At 33.4% G+C, this 24620-nt stretch carries 23 protein-coding genes and 1 riboswitch; of the genes, 15 read left to right on the forward strand and 8 right to left on the reverse strand.

From position 1 onward, the window contains the following. The first annotated feature begins 133 nt into the window (after positions 1 to 133). The 3 genes from ABXT48_RS02170 to ABXT48_RS02180 are packed head-to-tail and all read left to right on the forward strand — an operon-like array spanning position 134 to position 4186. Positions 134 to 688, forward strand: coding sequence for a hypothetical protein (locus ABXT48_RS02170; RefSeq protein ID WP_415303123.1), 555 nt, complete (start codon positions 134 to 136; stop codon positions 686 to 688). Beyond that, positions 685 to 3177: a hypothetical protein gene (locus ABXT48_RS02175; protein ID WP_415303124.1), complete on the forward strand. Its 2493-nt coding sequence runs from the start codon at positions 685 to 687 to the stop codon at positions 3175 to 3177. Before ABXT48_RS02170 ends, ABXT48_RS02175 begins: the two co-directional genes overlap by 4 nt. Then, positions 3164 to 4186, forward strand: coding sequence for a hypothetical protein (locus tag ABXT48_RS02180; RefSeq protein WP_415286846.1), 1023 nt, complete (start codon positions 3164 to 3166; stop codon positions 4184 to 4186). Before ABXT48_RS02175 ends, ABXT48_RS02180 begins: the two co-directional genes overlap by 14 nt. Here the strand turns inward: ABXT48_RS02180 and ABXT48_RS02185 are convergent. The 3 genes from ABXT48_RS02185 to ABXT48_RS02195 all read right to left on the reverse strand — a co-directional run bounded on the left by ABXT48_RS02185 (position 4183) and on the right by ABXT48_RS02195 (position 7928). Beyond that, positions 4183 to 6096 carry an ABC transporter permease subunit gene (locus ABXT48_RS02185; RefSeq protein WP_415286847.1) on the reverse strand — a complete coding sequence of 638 codons (1914 nt, stop codon included), beginning with the start codon at positions 6094 to 6096 and terminating at the stop codon, positions 4183 to 4185. The two genes, ABXT48_RS02180 and ABXT48_RS02185, sit on opposite strands and share 4 nt — an antisense overlap. Before the next feature lies 1 nt (position 6097). Continuing rightward, a complete protein-coding gene (locus tag ABXT48_RS02190; RefSeq protein ID WP_415286848.1) occupies positions 6098 to 6895 on the reverse strand; it encodes an ATP-binding cassette domain-containing protein in 798 nt (265 codons plus the stop codon). A gap of 88 nt (positions 6896 to 6983) precedes the next feature. Further along, on the reverse strand, positions 6984 to 7928 hold the full coding sequence (locus ABXT48_RS02195; RefSeq protein WP_415286849.1) for an ABC transporter substrate-binding protein: 945 nt from the start codon (positions 7926 to 7928) through the stop codon (positions 6984 to 6986). A 356-nt stretch (positions 7929 to 8284) separates the two neighbouring features. Between ABXT48_RS02195 and ABXT48_RS02200 the strand changes: the two genes are divergently transcribed. The 6 genes from ABXT48_RS02200 to ABXT48_RS02225 all read left to right on the forward strand — a co-directional run bounded on the left by ABXT48_RS02200 (position 8285) and on the right by ABXT48_RS02225 (position 14349). Next, the gene (locus ABXT48_RS02200; RefSeq protein ID WP_415286850.1) at positions 8285 to 9325 is read left to right on the forward strand and encodes a TRAP transporter substrate-binding protein; all 1041 of its coding nucleotides are present in this window, start codon (positions 8285 to 8287) and stop codon (positions 9323 to 9325) included. A 93-nt stretch (positions 9326 to 9418) separates the two neighbouring features. Next, a complete protein-coding gene (locus tag ABXT48_RS02205; RefSeq protein WP_415286851.1) occupies positions 9419 to 10702 on the forward strand; it encodes a TRAP transporter large permease in 1284 nt (427 codons plus the stop codon). 4 nt (positions 10703 to 10706) lie between these two features. Continuing rightward, positions 10707 to 11216, forward strand: coding sequence for a TRAP transporter small permease (locus tag ABXT48_RS02210; protein WP_415286852.1), 510 nt, complete (start codon positions 10707 to 10709; stop codon positions 11214 to 11216). 108 nt (positions 11217 to 11324) lie between these two features. Next, on the forward strand, positions 11325 to 12671 hold the full coding sequence (locus tag ABXT48_RS02215) for an aspartate aminotransferase family protein (RefSeq protein WP_415286853.1): 1347 nt from the start codon (positions 11325 to 11327) through the stop codon (positions 12669 to 12671). Positions 12672 to 12713: 42 nt separating this feature from the next. Beyond that, entirely contained in the window at positions 12714 to 13826 is a 1113-nt protein-coding gene (gene ald, locus ABXT48_RS02220) for an alanine dehydrogenase (RefSeq protein WP_415303126.1), read from the forward strand. Positions 13827 to 13839: 13 nt separating this feature from the next. Continuing rightward, complete coding sequence (locus ABXT48_RS02225) at positions 13840 to 14349, forward strand: hypothetical protein (RefSeq protein ID WP_415286855.1); 510 nt, start codon at positions 13840 to 13842, stop codon at positions 14347 to 14349. A gap of 4 nt (positions 14350 to 14353) precedes the next feature. On the opposite strand, the gene ABXT48_RS02230 is transcribed toward ABXT48_RS02225, so the two are convergent. Both ABXT48_RS02230 and ABXT48_RS02235 read right to left on the reverse strand, forming a co-directional pair. After that, the gene (locus tag ABXT48_RS02230) at positions 14354 to 15016 is read right to left on the reverse strand and encodes a TenA family protein (protein ID WP_415286856.1); all 663 of its coding nucleotides are present in this window, start codon (positions 15014 to 15016) and stop codon (positions 14354 to 14356) included. After that, on the reverse strand, positions 15013 to 16509 hold the full coding sequence (locus ABXT48_RS02235) for a sodium:solute symporter family transporter (RefSeq protein ID WP_415286857.1): 1497 nt from the start codon (positions 16507 to 16509) through the stop codon (positions 15013 to 15015). The genes ABXT48_RS02230 and ABXT48_RS02235 overlap by 4 nt, the downstream gene beginning before the upstream one ends. Beyond that, positions 16497 to 16586, reverse strand: a riboswitch (TPP riboswitch). It overlaps the preceding gene by 13 nt. A gap of 153 nt (positions 16587 to 16739) precedes the next feature. Between ABXT48_RS02235 and ABXT48_RS02240 the strand changes: the two genes are divergently transcribed. The 6 genes from ABXT48_RS02240 (at position 16740) to ABXT48_RS02265 (ending at position 22230) form a co-directional block, all read left to right on the forward strand. Next, positions 16740 to 17675, forward strand: a complete 936-nt coding sequence (locus tag ABXT48_RS02240; protein WP_415286858.1) for an ABC transporter ATP-binding protein — start codon at positions 16740 to 16742, stop codon at positions 17673 to 17675. Then, a complete protein-coding gene (locus ABXT48_RS02245; RefSeq protein WP_271520495.1) occupies positions 17665 to 18432 on the forward strand; it encodes an ABC transporter permease in 768 nt (255 codons plus the stop codon). Before ABXT48_RS02240 ends, ABXT48_RS02245 begins: the two co-directional genes overlap by 11 nt. Before the next feature lie 8 nt (positions 18433 to 18440). Beyond that, on the forward strand, positions 18441 to 19208 hold the full coding sequence (locus ABXT48_RS02250) for an SDR family NAD(P)-dependent oxidoreductase (protein WP_415303128.1): 768 nt from the start codon (positions 18441 to 18443) through the stop codon (positions 19206 to 19208). Positions 19209 to 19234: 26 nt separating this feature from the next. Then, the gene (gene rseP, locus ABXT48_RS02255; protein WP_415286859.1) at positions 19235 to 20368 is read left to right on the forward strand and encodes an RIP metalloprotease RseP; all 1134 of its coding nucleotides are present in this window, start codon (positions 19235 to 19237) and stop codon (positions 20366 to 20368) included. A gap of 140 nt (positions 20369 to 20508) precedes the next feature. Beyond that, positions 20509 to 20784, forward strand: a complete 276-nt coding sequence (locus ABXT48_RS02260; protein ID WP_006997102.1) for an HU family DNA-binding protein — start codon at positions 20509 to 20511, stop codon at positions 20782 to 20784. Positions 20785 to 20928: 144 nt separating this feature from the next. Then, positions 20929 to 22230 (forward strand): ammonium transporter, encoded by a 1302-nt coding sequence (locus ABXT48_RS02265; protein WP_415286860.1) that lies wholly within the window; start codon positions 20929 to 20931, stop codon positions 22228 to 22230. 52 nt (positions 22231 to 22282) lie between these two features. On the opposite strand, the gene ABXT48_RS02270 is transcribed toward ABXT48_RS02265, so the two are convergent. Genes ABXT48_RS02270 through ABXT48_RS02280 form a run of 3 tightly spaced genes read right to left on the reverse strand, consistent with a single transcriptional unit; the run spans position 22283 to position 24613 of the window. Next, complete coding sequence (locus tag ABXT48_RS02270; protein ID WP_415286861.1) at positions 22283 to 22747, reverse strand: peroxiredoxin; 465 nt, start codon at positions 22745 to 22747, stop codon at positions 22283 to 22285. Continuing rightward, positions 22716 to 23723, reverse strand: coding sequence for a glycosyltransferase family 9 protein (locus tag ABXT48_RS02275; protein ID WP_415303130.1), 1008 nt, complete (start codon positions 23721 to 23723; stop codon positions 22716 to 22718). Before ABXT48_RS02275 ends, ABXT48_RS02270 begins: the two co-directional genes overlap by 32 nt. A gap of 20 nt (positions 23724 to 23743) precedes the next feature. After that, positions 23744 to 24613, reverse strand: a complete 870-nt coding sequence (locus ABXT48_RS02280; RefSeq protein ID WP_415303131.1) for a hypothetical protein — start codon at positions 24611 to 24613, stop codon at positions 23744 to 23746. Positions 24614 to 24620 lie beyond the last annotated feature (7 nt).

Consider the following 24620-nt stretch of genomic DNA (forward strand, 5'->3'; position numbering starts at 1 on the left):
TTTAGCTAATTATCTAATAAAAATTAGTCTAGTAATTATAACCTGTTTAATATTCTCGTCCTCTTATGTAGAGGCTGCCAAAAAAAAAGATAAAAAAGAAAAAGATTGCATTTATTGTAAGAAATTTGAAAAAATGAAAGATTGGCCATTAGAAGAAAGGCCTAAAGCTTTCATTTATGAAGAAGTTAATTACCCTAAGGGTATGTTTTCAAAACAAACAGCTAAAAAAAGTAAGTCTAGACAAGCGACAGCAGGAAAAAAAGTTTATGCACGTTTTGTTAAAGGAAAGGGTAGTCTTAATAAATACCAACATTTAATGATCAGGGATATGGCTTACTTTGAAGCCTATTATAATGAAATGTTAAATGACAAAAAAGCAAGTGTTGAAACTTTGGAAGGTTTAAAAAAGGGAAGAGAAGCTATGAGAATGAGTCTTAAGATTTCTCCTAACGCTTCAACTTCAGAAGCTGTAATGAAGTTCTGGGCTACTGGTAAAATGCTTATAAAAGCACATAAACTTAATAAAAAGAAAAAAAAGAAAAAATTAAAAGCTAAAATTGATCCTGAAATTGCAGATAGAGCAGCAATCTTGGCTAATATAAAAAAACAAATAGCTATTGCAAAAGTAAATGCTCAAAGAGCTGCAACAATTGAAGCTCAAAAGAAAATAGGAGAAGTTAATCAATGATAAATAAAAATTTAAAAAAAATTACTTTAATATTATTTTTAACTTTTGTTACAACTGCTCAAGCAATGGATGATGTTGCTGAAATGTCAGGAATTTCTGAAGCTGCTGGTTCATCAGCTGCTGCTGCAGTTACGCAAATGGCAGCTGACACATCAACTGTAACTGCAAATATTGCAGCTGCAACAGGATCTTTAAGTGAGGCTACATCTGAAATGGCCTCTGCATTAGACGTGTCAATAGCTCAAGCACAAAGTGCCTTGAGTTTTGCTACAAAAAGTTTGGCAGCAGGAGATATGTCTGCTGCAATACAAACTATGTCTTTAGTTGAAGGTGTTACAGATATGGCGCTAGGTGCCATACTAAGTCCTACAGGTTTAGATATGGAGGGAATAAATTTTGCAGAAGATTTTTCACCAGCTGAAATGGCAGCGTTATCTAGTATAGCAGGTCAAATGGGAGTTGGAAAAGTTATGGCTGTTCAAAAAATGGCGGGCCAGATGGCAGCGATGGAAGATGCAGGATTTGATACAAAAGGAATGATGGGAGCTCTTGATTCACAGGGAATGGGAATAGGAACTGCAATACAAGGTTTAGCAGCTTCCGGAATGGTTGATATGACCGCTGTTTCAGGTGCGGGGACTTTTGATGTGAATACTTTTGAACCAGGAAGCTTTGCCTCAATGAATGTTGCTGAGATGGGTATGGCTCCAGCTATGATGGCAGGTGCTTTAGGTGCACTTCCAGTTGGAGCGGCGACATCTGCATTAGAAAGTTTACAAGCAAAACCAGAAGGATTTTCAAAAGGCTTTAGCGCAATGTCTGGAACTATGACGGGTGCAATTGGTGCGACTATGACTAGCAAGGGAATGGGAGAAGAAATGATGGGATCAATGGGAGCATCAGTTGGAATTGATGGAATGGCTGATTTAAGTCAAGGCATGACTGGAGTTTCAGGAATGGAGGAAATGGGTGCAGCAATGTCAGATATGGGTATGGATAAAATTGGAGAAACTTTAAATGCTGCTTTTACATCACCTGAGGCTGGTATTACTTCAGAGTTATCTGGAGCTGTAGGTATGATAAGTGTTGCAATTTCAGGTAAAGGCCCAGAAGCTAAAACAGCTGTTCAAGTTGGAAATGCAGAAGGTTCTTTAGCTGCTGGTATGGCAACTCAAGCACCTGTAGGACTTGAAATGCCAGAAGATATTTCAGAAGCAGGAATGATGATGGGAGCAATGATTATGGCTAAACCAACAATGGCTGGTGGATTACCAGGAGCAATGGCACCTCCAGAAGGAATGACTGCTGTTGGCATAGCTAATGGTTTAGGTGTAGGCACAGGAACAGGTTCAGCAATGGCTCCGGGAACTACTTTTACTGAAGCTGAAATGACGGCAGGTATGACAGGTATGACTGGCATGGATGCAGGAGCTATGAATACTTTAGGAATGGGTGCAATGGCAACAGCAACTGGAATGACGCCAGGAATGGTAGCAAGTATGGGAGCAGCTGGAATGGCTGGTTTAGATGTAACTTCTGTAATGACTACTAGTGTTGCGGGATTAGGAAGTGAAGCTATTCAAGGAATGGCTACTTTGGCTGCTTCAGGAGATATGTCAGCAGGAATGATGGGTGACATGATGCAAACAGGATTAGTTAATCAAGGAACGATGGCTGCAATGGGAAGTGCTGGAATGACTAACTTGAGTGGAGCTATGGGTATGGAAGGTGGCGACATGAGTATGGCTGCTATGACTGGTGGTATGACAGGTATGGGTGCAATGGATATGAATGCAGCTATGAATCCTGAAATGGCTAAAGGCATGGGTATGGCATCCGGAGCTACTATGGGAGAAATGATGGGAGATCCAACCGCTGGAATGGATGCAGAAGCAATGTCTGCCGTAGGTATGCCGGGTGGAATGATGCAAGGTGGAATGAATTTAGGACAAATGTCAGCCGCAATGGGTACAGGTATAGATCCAGGTATGGCAATGAGTTCTGTTGCAAGTGCAGCAATGGCAGGAAATGAAGCTGGCTCAGGATTAGCAGGCGCAGCTATGGGGGCTGCAATGTCAGCCCAAGGTGCAGCAGCATCAGCAATGGGTTCTACTGCAATGGGTGGAGCTATGGATATTGGTGGCATGGGAAAAGGTGCAATGGGTGAAGCTATGGGCGGTGCAATGGGTGAAGCTATGGGCGGTGCAATGGGTGGTGCAATGGCTGGAGCTATGGCTGGAGACGCAGGTGGTATGAAAGGTGCAATGGGCGGAGACATGGGCGGCATGGGCGGAGACATGGGTGGCATGGGAGGAGACATGGGTGGCATGGGTGGCGCAATGGGAAATATTGGTGGAGCTATTGGTGGAGCGATGGGAGGACCAGGCGGACCAGGCGGACCAGGCGGACCAGGCGGACCAGGCGGACCAGGCGGACCAGGCGGACCAGGCGGACCAGGCGGACCAGGAGATGGTGGTGGAAAGCCCTAATAAAAAATTTTTTATTTTATTATTACTTTTATTCTTTTCATGCAAAATTTCTTTTGCAGAATCTAGATTTGGTGAATTAACAGAAATTTTTGATGAAAGAATGAGAGGTAAAGATGATCAGTGGGTAAGACCTCATCCAGGACCATTCGTATGGAATAAAATTGAAAAAAAACAAGGAAATTTTTCTTGGCAAGAAGCTGACGAGTATGTTGTTTATGCACAAGAACATAATCAAATTATAATAGCTACAATTTGGCCATATGCTAATTGGGAACAAAAATCTTGTAAAAGGAAAAAAGGAAGAAGTCCATTTGGAAAGCGCTTTGCAAAATATTTAAGCAAACCATGTTCAATGGAAAGTTACAAAACTTTTCTTTTAGCTTTAGTGGATAGATATGATGGTGACGGTAATAATGATATGCCAAAATTAACTAAACCAATTATTTATTGGGAAATAATGAATGAACCAGAATTTAAAATGTTTTTTAGAGGAAATGAAGATGATTTCATAGAGATTTTTAATTTTTCATCAAAATTAATAAAAGAAAAACAAAAAGATTCCATTATTGTTATGGCTGGTGCAGCAGGCATGTTTCCAAAAAATAAAAAATTTTGGAAATCAGTTTTACCAAAAATTAAAGATAATTTTGATATAGCTAATATTCACCATATAAGCACCCCTGATGGTAAATGTGATAAAGAATTTTGGGTAGATGAATTTGCAGAATTATTAAAAATTAAAAATATTAATAAACCAATATGGGTAACTGAGGCAATGATAGGAAAGTGTAAAGTTTTATCAAGTTACGTAAATGCTTTTGCAAATGGTGCTGAATTAATTATCGATGTAGGAGTTAACGCTCCTGGAATGAAAATGAGTAAAAATAGTAGAAAAAAATTAGATAAATTTATTAATAAATTTGACGGTTTTACATCAATGAAGCTTATTTCAAAAAATAAAGCTGAATTTAAATATAAAAATGGATCAATAAAACTATTAACCTTTTAACCTTTACCATGCCAAGGAATAGTTTTGGTAATTATTTTTCTTAAAGCAATGTCAAATAAAAGACCAAGCATACCCATTACAAAAATAGTTATCCAAATAACTTCGTATTGGAAGTATTTCTTAGCAACATTTTCAACAAATCCAATGCCTGTCGTTCCAGCTAAAAATTCTGCTGCAACTAAAGTTCCCCAACACATCCCAACTGCAACTCTTACTCCTGTTAAAATTTCAGGTAAAGAGTTTGGAAAAATAACATATCTTAATATTTGCCATTTCGATGCACCAAGCGAGTGAGAAGCATGAATTTTAGATAATTGAGTTCCAGAAGCACCAGCCCTTGCAGAGATGATCATAATCGAAAAAGAAACCATAAATAGTAAGAATACTTTTCCAACGTTATCAATTCCAAATACAGTAATAACTAATGGAGCCCAAGCAAGTGGTGGAACTGGTCTATAAAGTTCAATTAATGGATCAAAGAACCCTTTAGCAAACCTATTTAAACCCATCAACAAACCAAGTGGTACACCAAATATTATTCCAAGCACTAGGCCTAAAAATACTCTTAGGAAAGAATCCCATATGTGACCCATAGGTACTGGTATTTTGAATAACTTGAATTCACCAGTAACAACATTAAAAACTTTACTTTTAAAATTTGGTTTTACAGTCCCATCATTGCTATGAACTGGGTATTTACCAGGGATAATATCTGCAATCCAATCTGGTAAAATAAAGCCAACAACTTTACTAACATCCATCATTTCATACCAAATCAGTGGAATATTTTTAAATCCAATACTTGGTTTTAATAAAAGTGTAAATTTTTTCAAAGTATCTGATGGTTTGGGTAGCCATCTACCAGAACCTTGCTCTGAACAATTAGGACCACTTGAAATTATTGTTCCAGTAGGAAATAAAAATATATCAATTAATCTTAGACTTCCTTGTTCTTTTTTTTGAATAACATCAAATTCTAAAATTGCTTGTTGCATAGCATCAAGAGTTTTTGGAGGAAATATGCTCGCGTACTCAATTCTTCTTGCAATTTTAAGTACATCTTTTGCTAATATTGATGCCACCTCCTGTGTGTCATCTAGCTCTGATCTATATTTTTTTATTCCATCTTTGATTTCTTTCATCAAAGTTTTGTATTGTGAATTATGATTTCTTAATTTGAAAAAATCATCACTAATTAAAGTTAATTCTTTTGCTGCAGCATCAAACTTTAATCCTTTTTTAGTTTCAGGAATAGTTGGAATTTCTATTGTATTTTCTACAGCGGTTCCAGAAGATCCCCATCCACCTTGTATTTTTAAAGCTTCAATTCTCGCATTTTCTTCCTCAATACTTTTTATTGGTGGATAACTTATCTTTTGAAAATCTTCTGTTAACCAAGCTATTCTATTAGTTAGTTCACTAATTTTAATTTTTGTTTCATTTTCAAGAAGGTCCTCATTAGTTAACAATGGAATCGTTCTTTTAGTTTTTTTAATAAAACCTAAAAGCTTATCTTTATCTTGATTTCTTATCGCCGATGAATTTCTAATTTCATTAGCTAATTTTTCTATGTTTTTGTTTTCACTTCTAATAATTGATGTACTTTTAAATTCTCTTTCTTCAATTGGAAATAAATATTTTAATGAAAGCATTGAGTCATTTACTTTTGCGACTTGACAAAGTTCATTAGCAGACTGGGGATAAAAAGACTTTGCTAAATCCCATGAATAATAAAGCCATGCTATTAATAAAAAACTAGTTCCAACAATAATCCAGTGAGCTCCACCTTTGGCTCTTTCAGGGTTCCCAAAAACAGCATCTATTTTTTCGGTCTTGGCTAATTTTAATCCATAAAGAATAGAACTTATAACGGCGAAGATAATTAAAAATGTTATAATCCCTGTTAGCATATTAAATATCTTTGCCCATGATCTCTTCTTCCATGTTCCAAATCATGGTTAGAATCTCTTCTCTTTTACTTCCAAAGTCCTTTGTCTTTTTTATTTCTCTTAAATCACCATCAATCCCCATTGTAGCAAAGGGCAGATTATATTCTTTATGTATACGACCCGGTCTTGGTGCCATTACATATAACCTTTCACCAAGTAGCAATGCTTCTTCAACCGAGTGGGTAATTAAAATAATTGTTTTTCCTGTTTCTTTCCAAATTTTTAAAACTAATGACTGCATCTTTTCTCTTGTTAGGGCATCTAGTGCTCCCAAAGGTTCATCCATCAAAATTAAATCTGGATCATTAATTAAACATCGTGCAAGAGCAACTCTTTGCTGCATACCCCCAGATAATTGATAAGTTGGTGTATCTCCAAAGCCTTGTAAACCAACTATATTTAACCATTCATCAACTTTTTTTGCTGTTTTAATTGGATCTTCTTTTTTCATTCTCAAACCAAAGTCCACATTTTCAGCAACTGTTAACCATTCAAATAAAGCACCTTGTTGAAAAACCATTCCTCTTTCAACCCCTGGACCATTAATTTCATTTCCATTAAGAGTAATTACTCCTGAGGTTGGCCTAAGAAACCCTGCAGTGATATTCAATAAAGTTGTTTTCCCACATCCAGAAGGTCCCAGAACAGTTAAAAGTTCTCCTTTTTTAAGTGTGAAATTTACATCTTTTAGTGCATGAACAGTTTCTCCCTTCGGAGTTTTAAAGATCATGTTTAGATTTTGAGAAATTAAATCACTCATAGAAATAAGCTTATATTAAATTTTATTTAAAAAAATAGGCACCAATTTAATAAATTGGCGCCTATCTAATTTTATCTTACTCTCTAAATTATAGAGGTAAAAAGCTTGTATCTACTGCTCCGTTAGGAGTACCCATTCCTTTTAAGAAACCATCAAGAGTTCCACCTGATTCCATAGATTTTTTAGTATCCGCAGCATTCAAGAATACAAATCCACCTAAAGTTTCTTTCATATCTCCAAGTTTCATCTCAGCATCTTTTGCGATTACATTCATATCACTTTTACCAGCTGCGTATCTAGCATTAGCTTCATGAGTTACTTCTATGAAAGTTCTCAACATTCCTGGGTTTTCTTTCATAAATTTATCAGTAACAGATGTAATATCGATACCTTTGATACCTGCATCACGAGCTGCTTGAACGGTTAACAATCTTGTACCAACAGTTAAAGCTGCTTTAATAGAGTTACCACCAAATAAACAAGCCATTGAAACGTCACCAGAAACTAGTGCAGCAGCACCTTCTTCAGGGTCCATTTGAATAACAGTCATTTTGCTTTTATCAGCACCAACAACTTTCATACTTTCATCAAAAACATACTCAGCCATAGTTCCTAGAGGAACTGCAACTTTTTTGCCTTCTAACTCAGAACCGTTCGCTGATGTAATACCAGAAGCTTTAGATGTAACACAAGTTGTACCACCCATTCCGTATTCCATAGCAACGTCTACAAGTTTCAAAGGTGCTTTAGATTTAACAGCATTAATAAATGGCACTAAACCTTGTGAGTAAGAGATATCTATATCTCCTGCTAACATAGCGTCAGTCATTGCACCACCATTTGAAAAGTTAGTCCATTTAACTGGAACACCTAGTGCTTTATCAAACATCATTTTAACTTTGTCTTCCTGATTTGGAGTAGGCCACTCTAAAAAGAATGCAACTCTAACTTCTTTAGCAGCTGCATTTGCAACTGACATAGATAGGTTAAGAGCAACTACCGTACCAAGAATAAAACTAATTATTTTTTTCATTATTATTCCCTCTGTTATTAATTTAATTAAATTATCGATATTTAAATTCAATTTAGGCGTGATGTAAAACAAAATATATTGCATATCTGCATTTCTAACAATTAAAAATTTCAATTATAAGTTGTAAAATATTATCAGGAATAACAATTGGTTCTCCAATTGGTCTTTATTTACTGAAGTATTTAAACCCACAAATAAATCATTTATCTATTTGTTTGTTAATAATAATTATGGAAAATTTTTACTGGCATAATTTCCGTGACATTAAATGGTCTTACAAAAAAATCTAGTAATATAGATTACTTTAACTTAGGGTATTAATTCTAAGTTTAATTTAACTAACTGGAGATTTATTAATGTTTAATAAAAAAATTTGTAGGAAACTACTCACAGGGTTTGCAATTGCTTTCTTTGCCCAAGCTTCTTTTGCAGAGGTAACTCTTAAGCTCGGAACTACTGGTAGATTGGGTATGCCAATCGGTGACGCCATAGATCAAGCATTGATGCCAGCCTTGGCAAAAGCTTCTGGTGGCAAGATGAAAATCGAACCATTTTATCAGAAAAGTTTATGTGCTGAACAGAAATGTGGTGAACAAGCCAATCAAGGACTTATATCCCTTTGGACTAGTTCTACGGCAAACTATGGTAATTTCGGATCAGAGTTAGCAATTTTTGATTTGCCTTTCATTTTCAAATCACTCGAAGATGCAAAAAGAATATCAAATGAGTGGCTTGCAGAAAGACAGTGCAAACTAGCGCTTGAGAATTCAGGCCATATTTGCCTTTCTGTATATTCAAGCGGTGGATTCAGGCAGCTTGGAAATGCAACTAAACCAGTTCACGTTCCTAATGATATGAAAGGTCTAAAGTGGCGTACTACTAAGAGTCCAATTGAGTTCATGCTAGTTAAAAATTGGGGTGCAACTCCAACACCTTATGATTGGAGCCAGTTATACTCAGGCCTACAGTCGGGTGTAGTTGAAGGTCAGTATGTAGCTAGTCCTTGGCAACATGTAGCAAAACTTCATGAAGTTGCAAAATACTTCACTGAGATTGGCGGCATGTGGTCTGGAAATATTCTAGCAATGGATGCAAAGCAGTATAATGCTCTATCTTCTCAAGAGAAGAAATGGTTACACGAGGCAGCTGATGCTTATGGAGAAAAAGTAAACCAGCTAGATAACGCTTGGATTAAGAATGGAGAAGATGCAATTAAAGCATCTGTGAAAGAATGGTATGTTCCATCTGATGCGGAAATGTCTAAATGGAGAGCAGGTGCAATCGGTGCTTGGGTAAAAGCCAAGGGTTCTTTTGAACCAGAGGTAGCTAAAAGAGTACTTCTAGAACAAGGAATGGATGGATTTGTAGCTCAGTTAGAGAAAGCTGGGGCTCTTTAAATCGTTCAACGAAAAACTGTGTAAAGATCATTTAGCTCAATTTTTAGAACTAGATGATCTTTACTTAAAACAAATCATAACATTTAAGTAACTATGGAAAGTATCGTTCTACTTGGAGTACTTCTTTTTCTAATCCTATTAGGTGCTCCCATCGGCTTCATATTAATACTGATACCATTTGTTTATATTCTATTTACTGACGCTGTACCCCTTATTTTAATCCCCAGTCAAATGTTTAATGCTATTGATTCAGTTCCATTAACTGCAATTGCGTTCTTTATGTTGACAGGTGAGTTAATGACAAGTGCCACGATTACTGACAGGTTAGTAGCCTTAAGCAAGTCATTAATTGGACGTGTACGAGGGGGGTTGGCCCAAGTTAATGTTCTTGTGAGTATGTTTTTTGCAGGGATGAATGGTTCAGTGGTAGCAGATACAGCTACAGTGGGAGCATTAGTATTACCGGCTATGAAAAAAGCTGGCTATCCTCCTGCGTTTTCGGCTGCGGTTACAGGTGTAAGCTCCACCATAGGAGGCATAATTCCTCCCAGTATCATGATGATTGTACTTGCTAACTCGACTGAGCTTTCGATTGCATCACTATTTGCGGCTGGGATTATTCCAGGCGTGTTGATAGGCGTTGTGATCATGATAATTAATCATTACTTCGCAATTAAATATAACTTCGAGCGCAGTGATGAACCATTTTCGATACGTAGAGCAGGTAAGGAATTTTATCGATCCTCGTTCGCTCTTCTGATACCTGTGGTTTTAGTGGGTTCAGTAATGGGTGGTGTTGCATCGGTTGTCGAGGCTGGTGCTATCACAGCAATGGTTGCGTTATTTACAGGTGTATTCGTTTATCGAACTATTAAATGGAAAGATTGCACTGGTGCTTTTCGTCGGGCATTCCGTAATTCGGCAATGGTTTTTATTATCATAGCTGCGTCGGGACCTTTCAGTTGGTTACTTACCTCTCTAGGTGCAATCGGTGAACTTGAAAACTGGCTTCTAAGCCTTACGGGATCCCCCATTATTTTTATTTTAGCTGTGATTCTATTCATTTTTCTTCTTGGAACGGTAATGGACTCCGCGGTAAACATTATCATAGTTGGCCCAGTACTAGTTAATGTTATGGCTCAAGCTGGCTTTCCTGAGATACAAGCGGCTATCGTTGTAATAGTTGGCTTCTTAATAGGATCAGTAACACCACCTGTTGGCGTCGCGTTCTTTACCGCTGCAACAATAGCACAAGTGCGTCTAGAAAAGGTGGCTGTTGCGTTAATTCCTTATCTAGTTGGACTGTTTTTACTTTTATTTTTTATCCTCGTTATTCCAGAGTTGACCATGTTTCTTCCAAGCCTATTGAGCAATTAGCGATATGTTAAAATTTTTTAACAACATTGACCGTTTTATCCACCGTGCATTGGAAGGTATGTGCTCACTCCTTTTGGCTGCGATGGTTGGTTTCACCCTTTATAACGTAATTATGCGATATGTTTTTAATAACCCTCCTGTTTGGGGTGATCTGCTAACAGTATTAAGTAATATTTGGTTGATGTTTATAGCACTTTCTCTGACAGCCAGAGACAATGAACACATAGCTTTAAATTTAATTTATGAAAAATTACCAAATAGACTGTCGCTATATATACGCCAGTTCTGGAAACTTATGATTATGGCAATTGGTATAGTCCTGATAATTTATGGATTTGAACTTGTAGAGGGTATGCGTGGAAAGTATTGGGAAATGTGGTATTTTGAAATTAGTTTCCAAGGTATTGAGTTCAAAGAGAATTATATGCCAAAGAAATACGCAGTTGCAATCTTGCCGTTAGCTGGATTTTTGACAACCATTGGTGCTGCTATTAGTTTTGTGAAAAAGGTCTAGTTCTTTAAAATGTGTCTGCCAGACATGTGCTCTGCATAGTAAAATCAATTTGTTATATTGAACTATTTAGTCTATGAATCGAAATATAACTAAATCAAAGTAAAACTTATGAGCTCAGAAAATAGAACTGCAGTACCTAATTCACTAAACGAACATTGGATGCCTTTTACATCTAATAAAGATTTTAAAGCAAACCCCAGATTAATTACAGAAGCAAAAGGTGTTTACTTAAAAACTCACCATGGAAAAACGCAAATAGATGCGAGCTCAGGTTTATTTTGTAATCCACTGGGTCATGGAAGAAGAGAAATTACAGAAGCTGTTACAAAGCAATTAGAAACATTGGATTATGCTCAGCCTTTTCAACAAGGTTTTGGTGGTTCGTTTGAGCTTGCTACAAAAATTTCAAAACACACACCTGGTGATTTAAACAAAATGTTTTTTACAATTTGTGGATCTACAGCTGTAGAGACTGCAATTAAAATTGCCGTTGCTTATCATAGAGCAAAAGGGCACGCAGAAAGATTTAGATTTGTTGGACGTGAACGTGGTTATCATGGAATGAACATCGGCTGTATTTCAGTTGGTGGAATGGTGAATAATATTAAAACGTTTGCAAGCGTTTTAATGCCAGGTGTCCAACACATTAGACATACACATTTACCAGAACACAAATTTGTAAGTGGTCAACCTGAGACAGGGGACTATTTAGCAAATGACTTAGAAACTATTTGTCAAAATTTTGGTGGCGAAAATATTGCTGCTTGTATTGTTGAACCGATTGCTGGATCAACTGGAACACTGGTTCCACCAAAAGGATATTTACAAAAACTAAGAGAGATCTGTGACAAACACGGAATACTTTTAATTTTTGATGAAGTAATTACAGGATGGGGCAGAACAGGTTCTAAATTTGGTGCAGATGAATTTGGAGTAACTCCAGACATTATGACAATGGCTAAAGCTACAACAAACGGTGTTGTACCAATGGGTGTTGTTGCATGTAATGATTATATATATGATGCAGTAATGGATGCTTCACCAACTGGAGCAGTTGAATTATTTCATGGTTATACTTATTCAGGAATTCCAGTTGCAGTAGCAGCTGCTCTTGCAGTGCAAGAAATTTTTGAAAAAGATGATATTTTTAATAGAGCAAAAAATTTAGCTCCTTATTTCCAAAAAGGATTGTTCTCTCTTCAAGATCTAGAGTCTGTAGATAATATTAGAGGATATGGAATGATGGGTGGAATAGACATGAAGCTAAACACTAAACCAGGTAAAGCTGGATTTGAATGTTTTAAAGCATGTTATGAAGCTGGTGTTAACTTTAAAGCTACAGGAGATTGTTTAATTATAGCTCCTCAATTCATTTGTGAAGAAAAACATATTGATGAAATTATTGAAAAGTTAAGAACCGGTATTACCAACTATCAAAAAAATCAAAAAAACTAAAATTTTAATAAAAATTAAAGTATCGAAAAGGGAGATATTGTTATGAAGATTGGCGTACCTAAAGAAATCAAACCACAAGAACATCGTATTGGATTAACTCCTGATAGTGTTAAAACTTTAATATCAGAAGGTCATGAAGTTTTAGTAGAAAACAACGGTGGGTTTGAAGCTGGTTTTGAAAACGAACAATACACAAGTGTTGGTGCTAAAATCATTGATAAAGCTGAAGATATTTTTAATGATGCAGATATTATTGTTAAAGTAAAAGAGCCTCAATCAGGTGAAGTTAAGATGATTAGAGAAAATCAGATTGTCTATACTTATTTACACTTAGCAGCAGCTAAAGAATTAACTGAGGGACTAATTAAATCTAAAGGTGTTTGTATAGCTTATGAAACGGTAACAGATGACAACGGAAGGTTACCATTACTTGCACCAATGAGTGCGGTTGCTGGACGTATGTCAGTTCAAGCAGGTGCGCATTGTTTAGAAAAAAATCAAAACGGTAGAGGTCTTTTATTGGGCGGTGCTCCTGGAGTTGAAGGAGGAACTGTTGTTATATTAGGGGGTGGTGTAGTAGGAGAAAACGCTGCAGTCATTGCAACTGGTATGAGAGCTAAAGTTCACATCGTTGACAAATCAGAAGCAAGACTAAAACAACTTGTTGAAATGTTTGGTGATAAAATTATTCCAGAACAAAGTGATAAAATTGATTTAAATAAATTAGTTGCAGAAGCTGATCTGCTAATTGGTGGTGTCTTAATTCCTGGTGCTGAAGCACCAAAATTAGTTACTAAACCAATGTTAAAATTAATGAAAAGAGGATCTGTAATTGTTGATGTTGCAATTGATCAAGGAGGTTGTGTTGAGACGAGTAAACCAACAACTCATGGTGATCCAACTTATATTATTGATGATGTTATTCACTACTGTGTAGCAAATATGCCAGGTGGAGTTCCAAGAACTTCAACTATTGCTTTGAATAATGCAACACTTCCACATCTAGTTAAAATTGCAAACAATGGTTATGCTAAAGCATTAAGTGAGGACAAACATTTGCTTGCAGGATTAAATGTTTGTAAAGGTCAAGTAACTTACAAAGCAGTTGCTGATGTTTTTGGACATAACTACGTTGATCCTTTAAAAACTCTTTAATATTTTTAAACTAATGTTGTCGGATAAAATTAAAGCTTATTTAAACGAATACATCAGTCAGGAAGTTTATGTTCAAGTGGCTGTTGCAAAAGGTAAAAATAAAATCTCAACTAATGCTGCAATCAGTAAATACTTTGAAAGCAATCACTTTCAAGGTTTAGCTGAAGGTAAACCCTACAACACTTTTTTAGATGATCTTAAAGATAAGTGTTTAGGAAAATTAGCAAACTCTCCAATGAAGGATAGTAAAATAGATGATGAGATTATTATTGAACTTCAAAGAAAGCTTAATACTTTAAAAGTTGAAGAATTAAATGATACTTACTGGGAAGTTGAGACAGGTGAATATTTAAGTGGAGAGGATATTAAAGAAATTGAACTTGAGAGAGATACTTTAATTAAATTTTTAAATTCTAAAGATGAAGCGCATGATACGGTAAGTACTCTTTGCAAAAATTATGAAAAACTTTGCAAGGAAAAATACCCAGAAGCTCCATTACCTTTAGAAATTTTAAGCAACTAAAAATTTAAACAAAACATTCCCAAAAATTTTTTTCAAGGATAGTTGATTTTTTAAAGTTTCTTTTAAGTGTATTTAATTCTTTACCCTTATTATTTTTCAAGAGAATATCTAAATAATCAATATTGTCTTTAGCTACTTGTTGGTATTCTTTTGATGAATACATTTTTATCCAAGAACTATATTTACTTTTTTTCCAGTTTTTAATTTTAGAAAGATTAAACCCAATCTCACCATAGCCAATGATGCATACTGATAGGCATGAGAAGATGTCAAGATTGTTTCCATTTTTACCCACACTCAGCACATAGTCAGTATAAGAACTATTAGCTTTCTCGACTACTATATTATTAAGGGACTTAAGGGGTATCTTCCACTTTTTGCAATAATTGATGTGGAGTTTGATTTCATGATCAATTCCCTTAATAAAATTTACTGATCTATTAATTTCTTCAAAGCTCTTAGATTTATAAACACTAAGAGCTAAAATTCTAAGAAATTGCTGTAAGAAAACATAATCTTGAATTAAATAATTTTTAAAATTTTTATCGGGTAGTTTATTAATTACTAAATCAGATAAAAATTTATGATTAGTATATTCAGACCATTCCTTCTTACAGCTATTTTTTAATTTATAAAAAAAAGTTTTTTTATTATTATAAATATTCACAATTCCTTAATTGAAGTTTTAATCTTAGAAAAATTAAAGTTACCATTCTTTTTAAAAAGCATCACTGTAATCATGGGTATAAATGTTGCTAAAATAAATGACCAAAATAATAACGCTGTAGATATCCAGATCGGAAATGCTTCAGCTGGAAATAATCCACCAATTAAAATACTTTTATCAAAAGTTTGATTTGGAAATAAAAGCAATCCAGATATCAGTCCAATTATAACTGAAATTAAAGAAAGTTTTTCATCAACATCACCCTTGAACATCCCATAAAAAATAGGAAATACCGCAGCACAACATAATAAATCAGCAAATAAAAACATAAATAAGACGCTGTAACCCTTAGATGCGATCAAAAAAACAATTACTGATAAGCCGCATATTAAGTATTTAGAAAGAGTGAGATAACTATTCTTATTTTTTAAACTAATAAACTTATTTCCTTCAATAGCAATAGTACTTGAAAGTGCATTAATAAGTGTATCCATACTGCTAATCACTAATGCTAAAACCAAAATTAATATTGAAATAGTTAACAAAGAATTAATTCCAGTAAATGGCTCTAATAAAAGAGTAAAGAATAAAGTGCTAGGGTCTGCTGCTTTATCAACTGATACTGCAAGAATTCCAAAGAAACCTAAAATAAGCATAAATGGAATTACAATAAAAAAGGCAGACATAAATCCCTTTCGTAAATCATCGGAACTTTTTGCTGCAAATACTCTTTGCCAAACACCTTGATCAAATAAGTTAGTTGCAAAAACTGCAATGAAGAAAGTTAAGCCTGCAGTATATCCATAAAAATATTTACCACTCATTAATGTACCAGCTTTCTCATCAATTAAATCCATAGAAAAAGTATTATTCCCAGAATTAAAAATATGATTAATTGCAAATATTAATAAAATCATAATTATAATAAATTGAATTTTATCTGTAAAAATTGAAGCTCTAAGCCCCCCGTAAAGAGTGTAAGATAAGGTAGTAACAATTATTACAAGAGAGGTTTGCCAAAGAGGAAACCCTGACATTAAGTTAACAACTTTTGCAATCGCTGTTACTTCAGCTGCAAAATAAACAAACATATACATTATTGTTAATAATAAAACTAAACGAAACATAGCTTTACCAAATCTAATTAGAACAAATTGAGTAAGAGTATTACCATTAGGCATAATTTTTCTCATACGCTGACCGATAGTAATAAAAGCTAAGAAGGGTAGGGCTTGACCTAAGCCATAGCCAATTATAGCACCTAAACCACCCCAAGTAGCAGCTTCTGATGGACCAATTAAAATCCACACACCAAAACATGATGCCACTAACGATGCAGTTAAAGATCTTTTACCAATTGATCTATCTGCATTTAAATATGAGTTAATTGAAATTTTACCTTTTGAATAAACTATTCCAATAGCAGCAAAAGCTAATGAAGTTAGAAGTAATATAGTTATAGTGGTAGTTTGATCTAAGTATATTGTGTTCATTTTTTCCCTTCGTTGTGATTATACAACAGGTTCTTTGGGTATATTCTCAGCTTTTTACAGCACCCCAGAAACTGATATTCTTAAAAAAAAGAATATAAAAGTTAATTAAAGAAATAATTAAATTAAGTCAAATTTTAACCCCAAGATATGAACACTGGGTAATGAAATAATGTATTAAATTAGTAGGTTTATTGAATTAATTTCATTAATAACTATATACACCTTAATAAATGTCTGAGATTCAAATATCCATTAATAACTTATCCAAAGTTTATGATAATGGTTTTAAAGCCCTTAACGATGTTAGTCTTAAAGTAAAACAAGGTGAAATTCTTGCAATGCTTGGACCTAATGGTGCGGGAAAAACAAGTTTAATCAGTATTATTTGTGGAATTGTTAAACCTTCTTCAGGAACGGTTACAATTGATAATTTTGATATTATAAAAGATTATAGAGAGACGAGATCAAGAATAGGGCTTGTTCCTCAAGAGCTAAACTTAGAATCTTTTGAAACTGTTTTTGATACCGTGTCTTATTCCAGGGGATTGTATGGAAAGCCACCTAAACCAGGGCACATTGAGAAAATTCTAAAAGATTTAAGTTTGTGGGATAAAAAAGATCAAAGACTGAGACAATTGTCAGGTGGAATGAAGAGAAGAGTTTTAATTGCAAAAGCTTTGTCTCATGAGCCTAAAATACTATTTCTTGATGAACCAACAGCTGGTGTAGATGTTGAGCTTAGAAGAGACATGTGGATGGTTGTTGAAGAGTTAAGAAAAACAGGGGTCACAATTATCTTAACTACCCATTATATTGAAGAGGCAGAAGCTATTGCTGACCGTGTAGCTGTAATCAATCAAGGAGAAATTATTATTGTTGAAGATAAAAAAGAATTAATTAAAAAAATGGGTCATAAAAAACTAACTATTGAATTACAAAAAAAAATTAAAGAAATTCCTGATGATTTACTTAAATATAGTCTTGAAATAGGCGATGAACACATGTCTTTAATTTATACTTATAATGTTCAAGCTGAAAAAACTGGTATTACAGATTTATTGCAAGACTTAAAAGATACTGGCTTAAAGTTAAAAGATTTAAAAACAGAACAAAGTACTTTGGAGAAGATATTTGTTGATTTAGTAAAGGAGAATAATGAAATTTAATTATTACGGGTTTAGAGCTATTTATGTTCATGAGATGAATAGATTTATAAGAACTGTAGGTCAGTCTATTCTTTCACCAGTAATATCTACCTCATTATATTTTGTAGTGTTCGGTTCGGTTATTGGAGGTTATATTGAAAAAATTGATGGTGTTAGTTATGGATCATTCATTGTACCTGGTTTATTAATGTTAACTCTGTTAACTCAATCAATAAGCAATACTTCGTTTGGAATATTTTTTCCAAAATTTAATGGAACTATTAACGAGATATTAGCAGCACCTATATCAACGCTTGAAACGGTTCTAGCTTTTGTTGGGGCAGGAGCTACTAAAACATTAATTGTTGGTGCTGTAATCTATGCAACTGCTTCTTTTTTTGCGGATGTGACAGTTAAATATCCATTGTTAATGATATTTTTATTAGTTTTAGTTTCTTTTACATTCGCTTTATTTGGATTTTTAATTGGAGTTGTTAGTAAAAACTTTGAGCAGATGTCGATCATTCCATCATTAGTTATTACACCCATGGTATTCTTAGGTGGAAGTTTATACTCTCTTGATATGTTGCCACCATTTTGGCAAACAATTTCTTACTTTAATCCAGTGGTTTATTTAATTGATGGCTTAAGATTTTCTTTCTATGGGGTATCTGATTTTAATATTTGGGTAAGCATAAGTTCTATGGTATTTTTTCTAGTGATTTGTGTGATCTTGGTCACAATACTACTGAAAAAAGGTTATAATATCAAAAGTTAAAATTAATTATGAATAGTAAACCAGCAACTTACCTCTCACTAAAAAACAAAGTTGTATTTGTACTTGGTGGAAGTTCTGGTATTGGTGCAGATTTTGTGGAAGCTTTTGCAAAACAAGGCTCTAAAGTTGCTTTTGTTGGTAGAAACGAAAAATTAGCTAATGAACTAATTGAAAAACTTAAAAACTGTAGTTTTATACCTAAATTTTATAAGTGTGATATCACAAACTTAAAGATGTTAGAGGCATCCATTGAAGATTGTATTAAATCAGTAGGAGATATTGAAATTCTTTTAAATAACGCTGCAAATGATGAGAGACATGATTTTAAAGATATGACACATGAATATTTTGATTGGGAATATCAAACAAACTTAAGACCCCATGTATTTGCCATAAAAGCAGTCATTGATGGTATGATAAGATTAGGTTCTGGCTCCATAATTAACCTTGGTTCTATTGGATGGATGAGAAAAAATGAAAAAACAGTTTTGTATGGAATTTTTAAATCATCTATGCACGGTCTAACAAATGGACTTGCAAAAAGGTTTGGCAAAAATAGAATAAGAGTTAATACTTTAGTTCCTGGCTGGACAATGACTAAAAAACAAATTGATCAACACTTAGATGATGAAGGAGAAAAAAAAATTAACGAAGGACAGTGTTTACCAGATAAAGTTCAACCACATGATATCTCAAATGCAGCTCTTTTTCTTGCATCTGATGAGAGCAAAATGATTACCGCGCAAAGTATTATCGTTGATGGTGGATGGACATAATAATTAATAAGATAAAATAAACTATTATGTTGAGTTATATAATTCCTTTTCTTGTTTTAATTTTAGTTGTGGTGTTTATTCATGAATATGGGCACTATTATTTTGCTAAAAGATTTGGTGTAGGGGTTACTGATTTTTCAATAGGTTTTGGTAAAGAAATGTTTGGTTGGAATGACAAATCTGGCACTAGATGGAAAGTTTGTGTCATACCACTTGGGGGATATGTTAAGTTTTTTGGCGATAGAAACGTTTACAGTCAAGCAGACAATGATAAAATTATAAAAGAATACAGTAAAGAAGACCAGAATAAACTGTTTGTGCTAAAGCCCTTATACCAAAGAGCTTTAATTGTATTTGGTGGGCCTTTAGCTAATTTTTTGTTAGCTATTCTTATATTTTTCTCAGTTTATACCTTTGCTGGAAAAGACTTCACACCAGCTGTAATCAATGAAGTTCAAAAAGATAGCCCTGCAATGGTAGCTGGTCTTAAAGATAACGATATTATCGTCTCAATTGATGGCAATGAAGTTGCAAGTATTATGGATGTTTCAAAATATATCATGATGTCTACTGATGAATTCATCAATTTTACAGTAAACAGATATGATCAAGATTTAACTCTTAGAGTAAAGCCTAACATTGTTGAAGGGGAGGATAATCTTGGTAATAAAATAAGTAAACGGATGGTTGGTATTAAGCTTGGAGCTTATAATAATGAAGTAAATCACGTTAAACTTGGTCCAGCTAAAGCACTATTTTATGCAGTTAATGAAGTTTATTATGTGAGCACTTCTTCTCTTAAGTATATTGGTAGTATGATTGTTGGAAATGGTGATACTTCTCAGTTAGGTGGTCCAATTCGAATAGCAAAAATTAGCGGACAAGTTGCAGAATTTGGAATTTTACCATTTATAAGCCTTATGGCTTACATTTCTATTAGTTTGGGGTTAATAAACTTGTTCCCAATTCCAATGCTAGATGGTGGACACTTGATGTTTTATGGAATTGAAAAGGTATTGGGGCGTCCTTTATCACAAAAAACGCAAGAAGGTTTTTTTCGAATCGGAATGTTTTTATTGCTATCATTGATGTTTTTTACAACGTTTAATGACTTAAAAGACGTTGGTTTATTTAAGTTTTTTAATAATTATATTTCTTAAATAACCCTTTAAAATCAACATTTATTTAACAAATCACAATATATTGGGGTTTTTATTTTAAGAGACACTAATAAAAAGCTTGATTTATGGGCTTTAATGTAAATTATATGGAAATAACCAATAAAACCGGAGCTAAATATATGAACAAAAAACAATTAATAGCACAACTTTCAGGTTCTCTAAACCTAAGTAAAGCTGATGCCGAGCGTACTTTCGATACAATTACAAACACTATTCTAGATGCTTTAAAAGGTGACGATACAGTGAAAATTGCTGGATTTGGAACTTACAAAGTAGCAAAAAGAAAAGCTAGAGTTGGAAGAAATCCTAGAACTGGAGAGCAAATTCAAATCGGTGCTTCTCAAAAAGTTAAGTTCTTACCAGCTAAAGCACTTAAAGAAATATTTAATAAGTAGTTAAATAACAAATTCATTAACAGCCTTTTACAGAAATGTAATAAGGCTGTTAGTATATGCAAATACTGCATACCTAAATTTCCTAATCAACAATAGTTTTTAAGATCATCATAAATATAAGTGAAGACTTATATGGGAGGTCTTATGACTAAATTAACAAAAATAATATCAACATTTTCGTTGGGTCTAGTTTTACTTCTAGGTTTAACAAGCGTTGGAAGTGCAGAAACAACAGTATCTGCAGAAGTACAATATATCTTTAATACATTTTCATTTTTAGTTTGTGGTTTTTTAGTTATGTGGATGGCAGCAGGTTTTTGTATGCTTGAATCAGGATTAGTGACCACTAAAAGTGTTTCAACAATTGTTGCAAAAAACATTGGAAAATTTTCAATTGTTGCAATAATTTTTTATTTAGGTGGTTATAATTTAGCTTACGGAATACCAGAAGGTGGCTTCATTGGTTCGTTTACACCGTGGACACTAACAGATTCTCTTGAGCAGGGTTATTCAGGAAGTGCTGATTGGTTTTTCCAAATGTTATTCGTTGCAGCAACATGCTCTATCGTTTCAGGTGCTGTGGCTGAAAGAATAAAAATTTGGCCTTTCTTTATCTTTTCTGCAATCTTAGGTGGATTAATTTATCCAATTACTATGGGTTGGCAGTGGGGTGGTGGATGGCTAGCATCCCTTGGGTTTTCTGACTTTGCAGGTTCAACTCTGGTCCACGCTTGTGGTGGTGCAGCTGCACTAGCAGGTGTAATTTTACTAGGTGCCAGAAAAGGAAGATTTAGTCCAAAAGGAGATGTAAAAAGTATGGAACCATTTGCAGCTTCTTCAATTCCATTAACTGCTCTTGGAACATTCATTTTATGGATGGGTTGGTACGGATTTAATGGTGGCTCACAATTAGCTTTGGGTACATTTGAAGATGCAAACGCAATGTCTAAAATATTTATGAATACTCATTTAGCAGGGGCAGCTGGTTGTGTTACGGCAGCTTTAGTTACAAGATTGATTGGTGGAAAAACTGATGTTGTAATGATGTTGAATGGTGCTCTTGCTGGTTTAGTTTCTATTACAGCAGAACCTTTGGCTCCAAGTCCTATGCTTGCAATTGGAATTGGTGCAGTTGGATCTATAATTATGTATTTTGGAACTAGCTGGTTAAACTCAATGAGATTAGATGATGTTGTTGGGGCAATTCCAGTACATTTATTTGCAGGAGTGTGGGGAACTTTAGCTGTTACATTAAGTAATAGTGGTACCGCCCTAACAACTCAATTAATTGGAGTACTATCAGTTACAATCTTTACTTTCATTTTTTCATACATTGTATTCTTTATTTTGAAACAATTTATTGGTTTGAGAATAAGTGATGAGGCTGAAAAACTGGGAACTGATGTCGCTGAGATCGGTGTTAGAGCTTACGCTATCAGAGACTAGTAATATAAGTAATTAAAAGAAATAGGCCCCTTAACTGGGGCCTTTTTTATTTCTAAATGCCTTTTAAGGTATCAAGCACTTCTTTAGCATGATCTTTAACTTTAACATTGTCCCAAATTTTTACAATTTTACCATTTGGATCAATTAAGAAAGTTGTTCTTACTATACCCATAAACTCTCTACCCATAAATTTCTTCTTAGCCCAAACATTGTATTTTTTCAAAATATTAAGCTCTACATCGGATAAAAGATCAAATTTGATCTTATATTTTTCTTTGAATTTATGGTGACTTTTTAGATCATCTTTAGAGATTCCATAAATTTCACAATTTAATTTTTTAAATTTTGGAAGTAAATTGTTAAAATCATTTGTTTCAATAGTGCAACCAGGGGTATCATCTTTAGGATAAAAATATAATACTACATATTTTCCTATGGAGTTTTTTAAAGAATAATTATTTTGACTTGTTGATGGTAATGTAAAATTAGATGCCTTCACTGTAATCCAATTTTTCAATTAAAGTATTATAAACTTTTTCTGATGTAAGCCTTTTCATGTTTTTTCTATCTCTTATCCATATGTTATCTTTATATCCTTCTGGAGTAATTAATTGTATTTTACTGTATTTGAGTTCACTTATCGGATCATTAGCAATTAAACCAAAAGATTTCACACCCAGGGCTGAAGCTAAGTTTAAAGGTCCAGAGTTATTGCCTACAAAAAATGAAGAGTTTTTAATAGCTGTAATAACACCTGTTAGATCTTTTTGAGAACAATCTATAAAGTAATTTTTTTTAGAAGTTTCAATTATTTTTTTTGCTATATATGATTTATCAGGTCCGCAAATTAGGTAAATATAATCAAATAGTTTTTTTTCATACAGACGGTCTGCTAATTTGATGAAGTCTTCCTCATACCATATTTTATAATCCTCAAAAGAGTCAACTCCAAATGCAATTTTTTTTCCATCAATTACAAGATCTGAATTATTTTCATTAAATCTTTTAATATCTACATCTATTTGTGGGTATTGATTATTCAATTTGATGTTATGTAATTCTAATAATTTTTGTGATTGCTCTGAGTAATTTAGCTTCCAGTCATTGTCACTTAACCTTATGTTTGTTGTTAAATATTTTTTTTGATTACCTAACCCAGGACCTATAATATTTTTAACACCAGAAATCCTAGCAGCAATAGCGGGCTTATTAACTTTATCCAAAATATAAACATGACTATAATTATTTTTTTTAAATATTTTAATTAACTTCCAAACATCTATCCAATAATAGATACCTTTTCTAAAGTTGTTATAATTTATATTATTAATATGTTTTAAATCCTTTAAGATATTTTTTGCTTGAGTTTTTTCTCTTAATATTAGATCAACTTTAACATTGTGATGTTCACTAATAGCTTTTATGTAAGGAAGTTGCCATATCAGATCACCCAATTTATGATGTGTGTAAACTATACAAATTTTTTTACTCATTCATCCTTATGTCAAATTTATTATTCAGTCTTTTCATCAAGATAAAATAATTCTTTTGCAATTAATTTTTTTTGCACTTGATTTATTGCCTGCTTATTAAACTTAATTGGTTCCTTAAAACTCTTATTTATGTCAAGAATGTCAAATTTATGTTTTAAGTCATCCCTTATAAAGAATGCATTAACACAGGCAGATTCCAAAGCTACTAGATGATATCCTTTTAATTTTGCTAATTCAATTAGGGCTCTTAAAGATGAACCAACGTATTCTGATAATGATTCAACTTTATAGTTTTTTTTATATGGAGCAACACATTTTAAATTTTTTCCAAACCAAAAATTATACTCAATACAAATTAATTTAGGACTAAAATCTATACCTTCAAATAAATAATAATCCATACCGTCAACATCAATAGACAAAAAGTCAACTTCATCACTTGCTTCAAAATTTTGTTTAATCAAATTATTAATATTATCCACATCAACTAAATGGTTTTGAATAATTAAATTTTTTCTAGGATATAAAATTTTAACAATATTTTTTAAAATAAGTACTTTTTTTTCATCCCCATCAATAAATAACCCTTTTTTACTTTTTTTTAAAAGTGACAAAGAGTTATTTTGATAAAAATCAAATCCTATTTCCACAAAATTTAATTTATCTAATTGTAATTCTGAAAAGATAAAATTTATTATTCCATCTTCATTATTTTGTGAAGTTATACGATACTCCTTTTTATTAATATTGTCTAAATTAGATGAAAAATTTTCATATTTTTTCTTTTGATTGATTTTATTTAAAAATTTTAACAATCCACTTGTAACAATAATTACCCTGTATAATAAAAAAGTTTTTTTTTTTATTATTTCTAGAATTTTTTTTTTCATATATTTC

The organism is Candidatus Pelagibacter sp. Uisw_101, from assembly GCF_047727615.1.
GTDB lineage: Bacteria > Pseudomonadota > Alphaproteobacteria > Pelagibacterales > Pelagibacteraceae > Pelagibacter.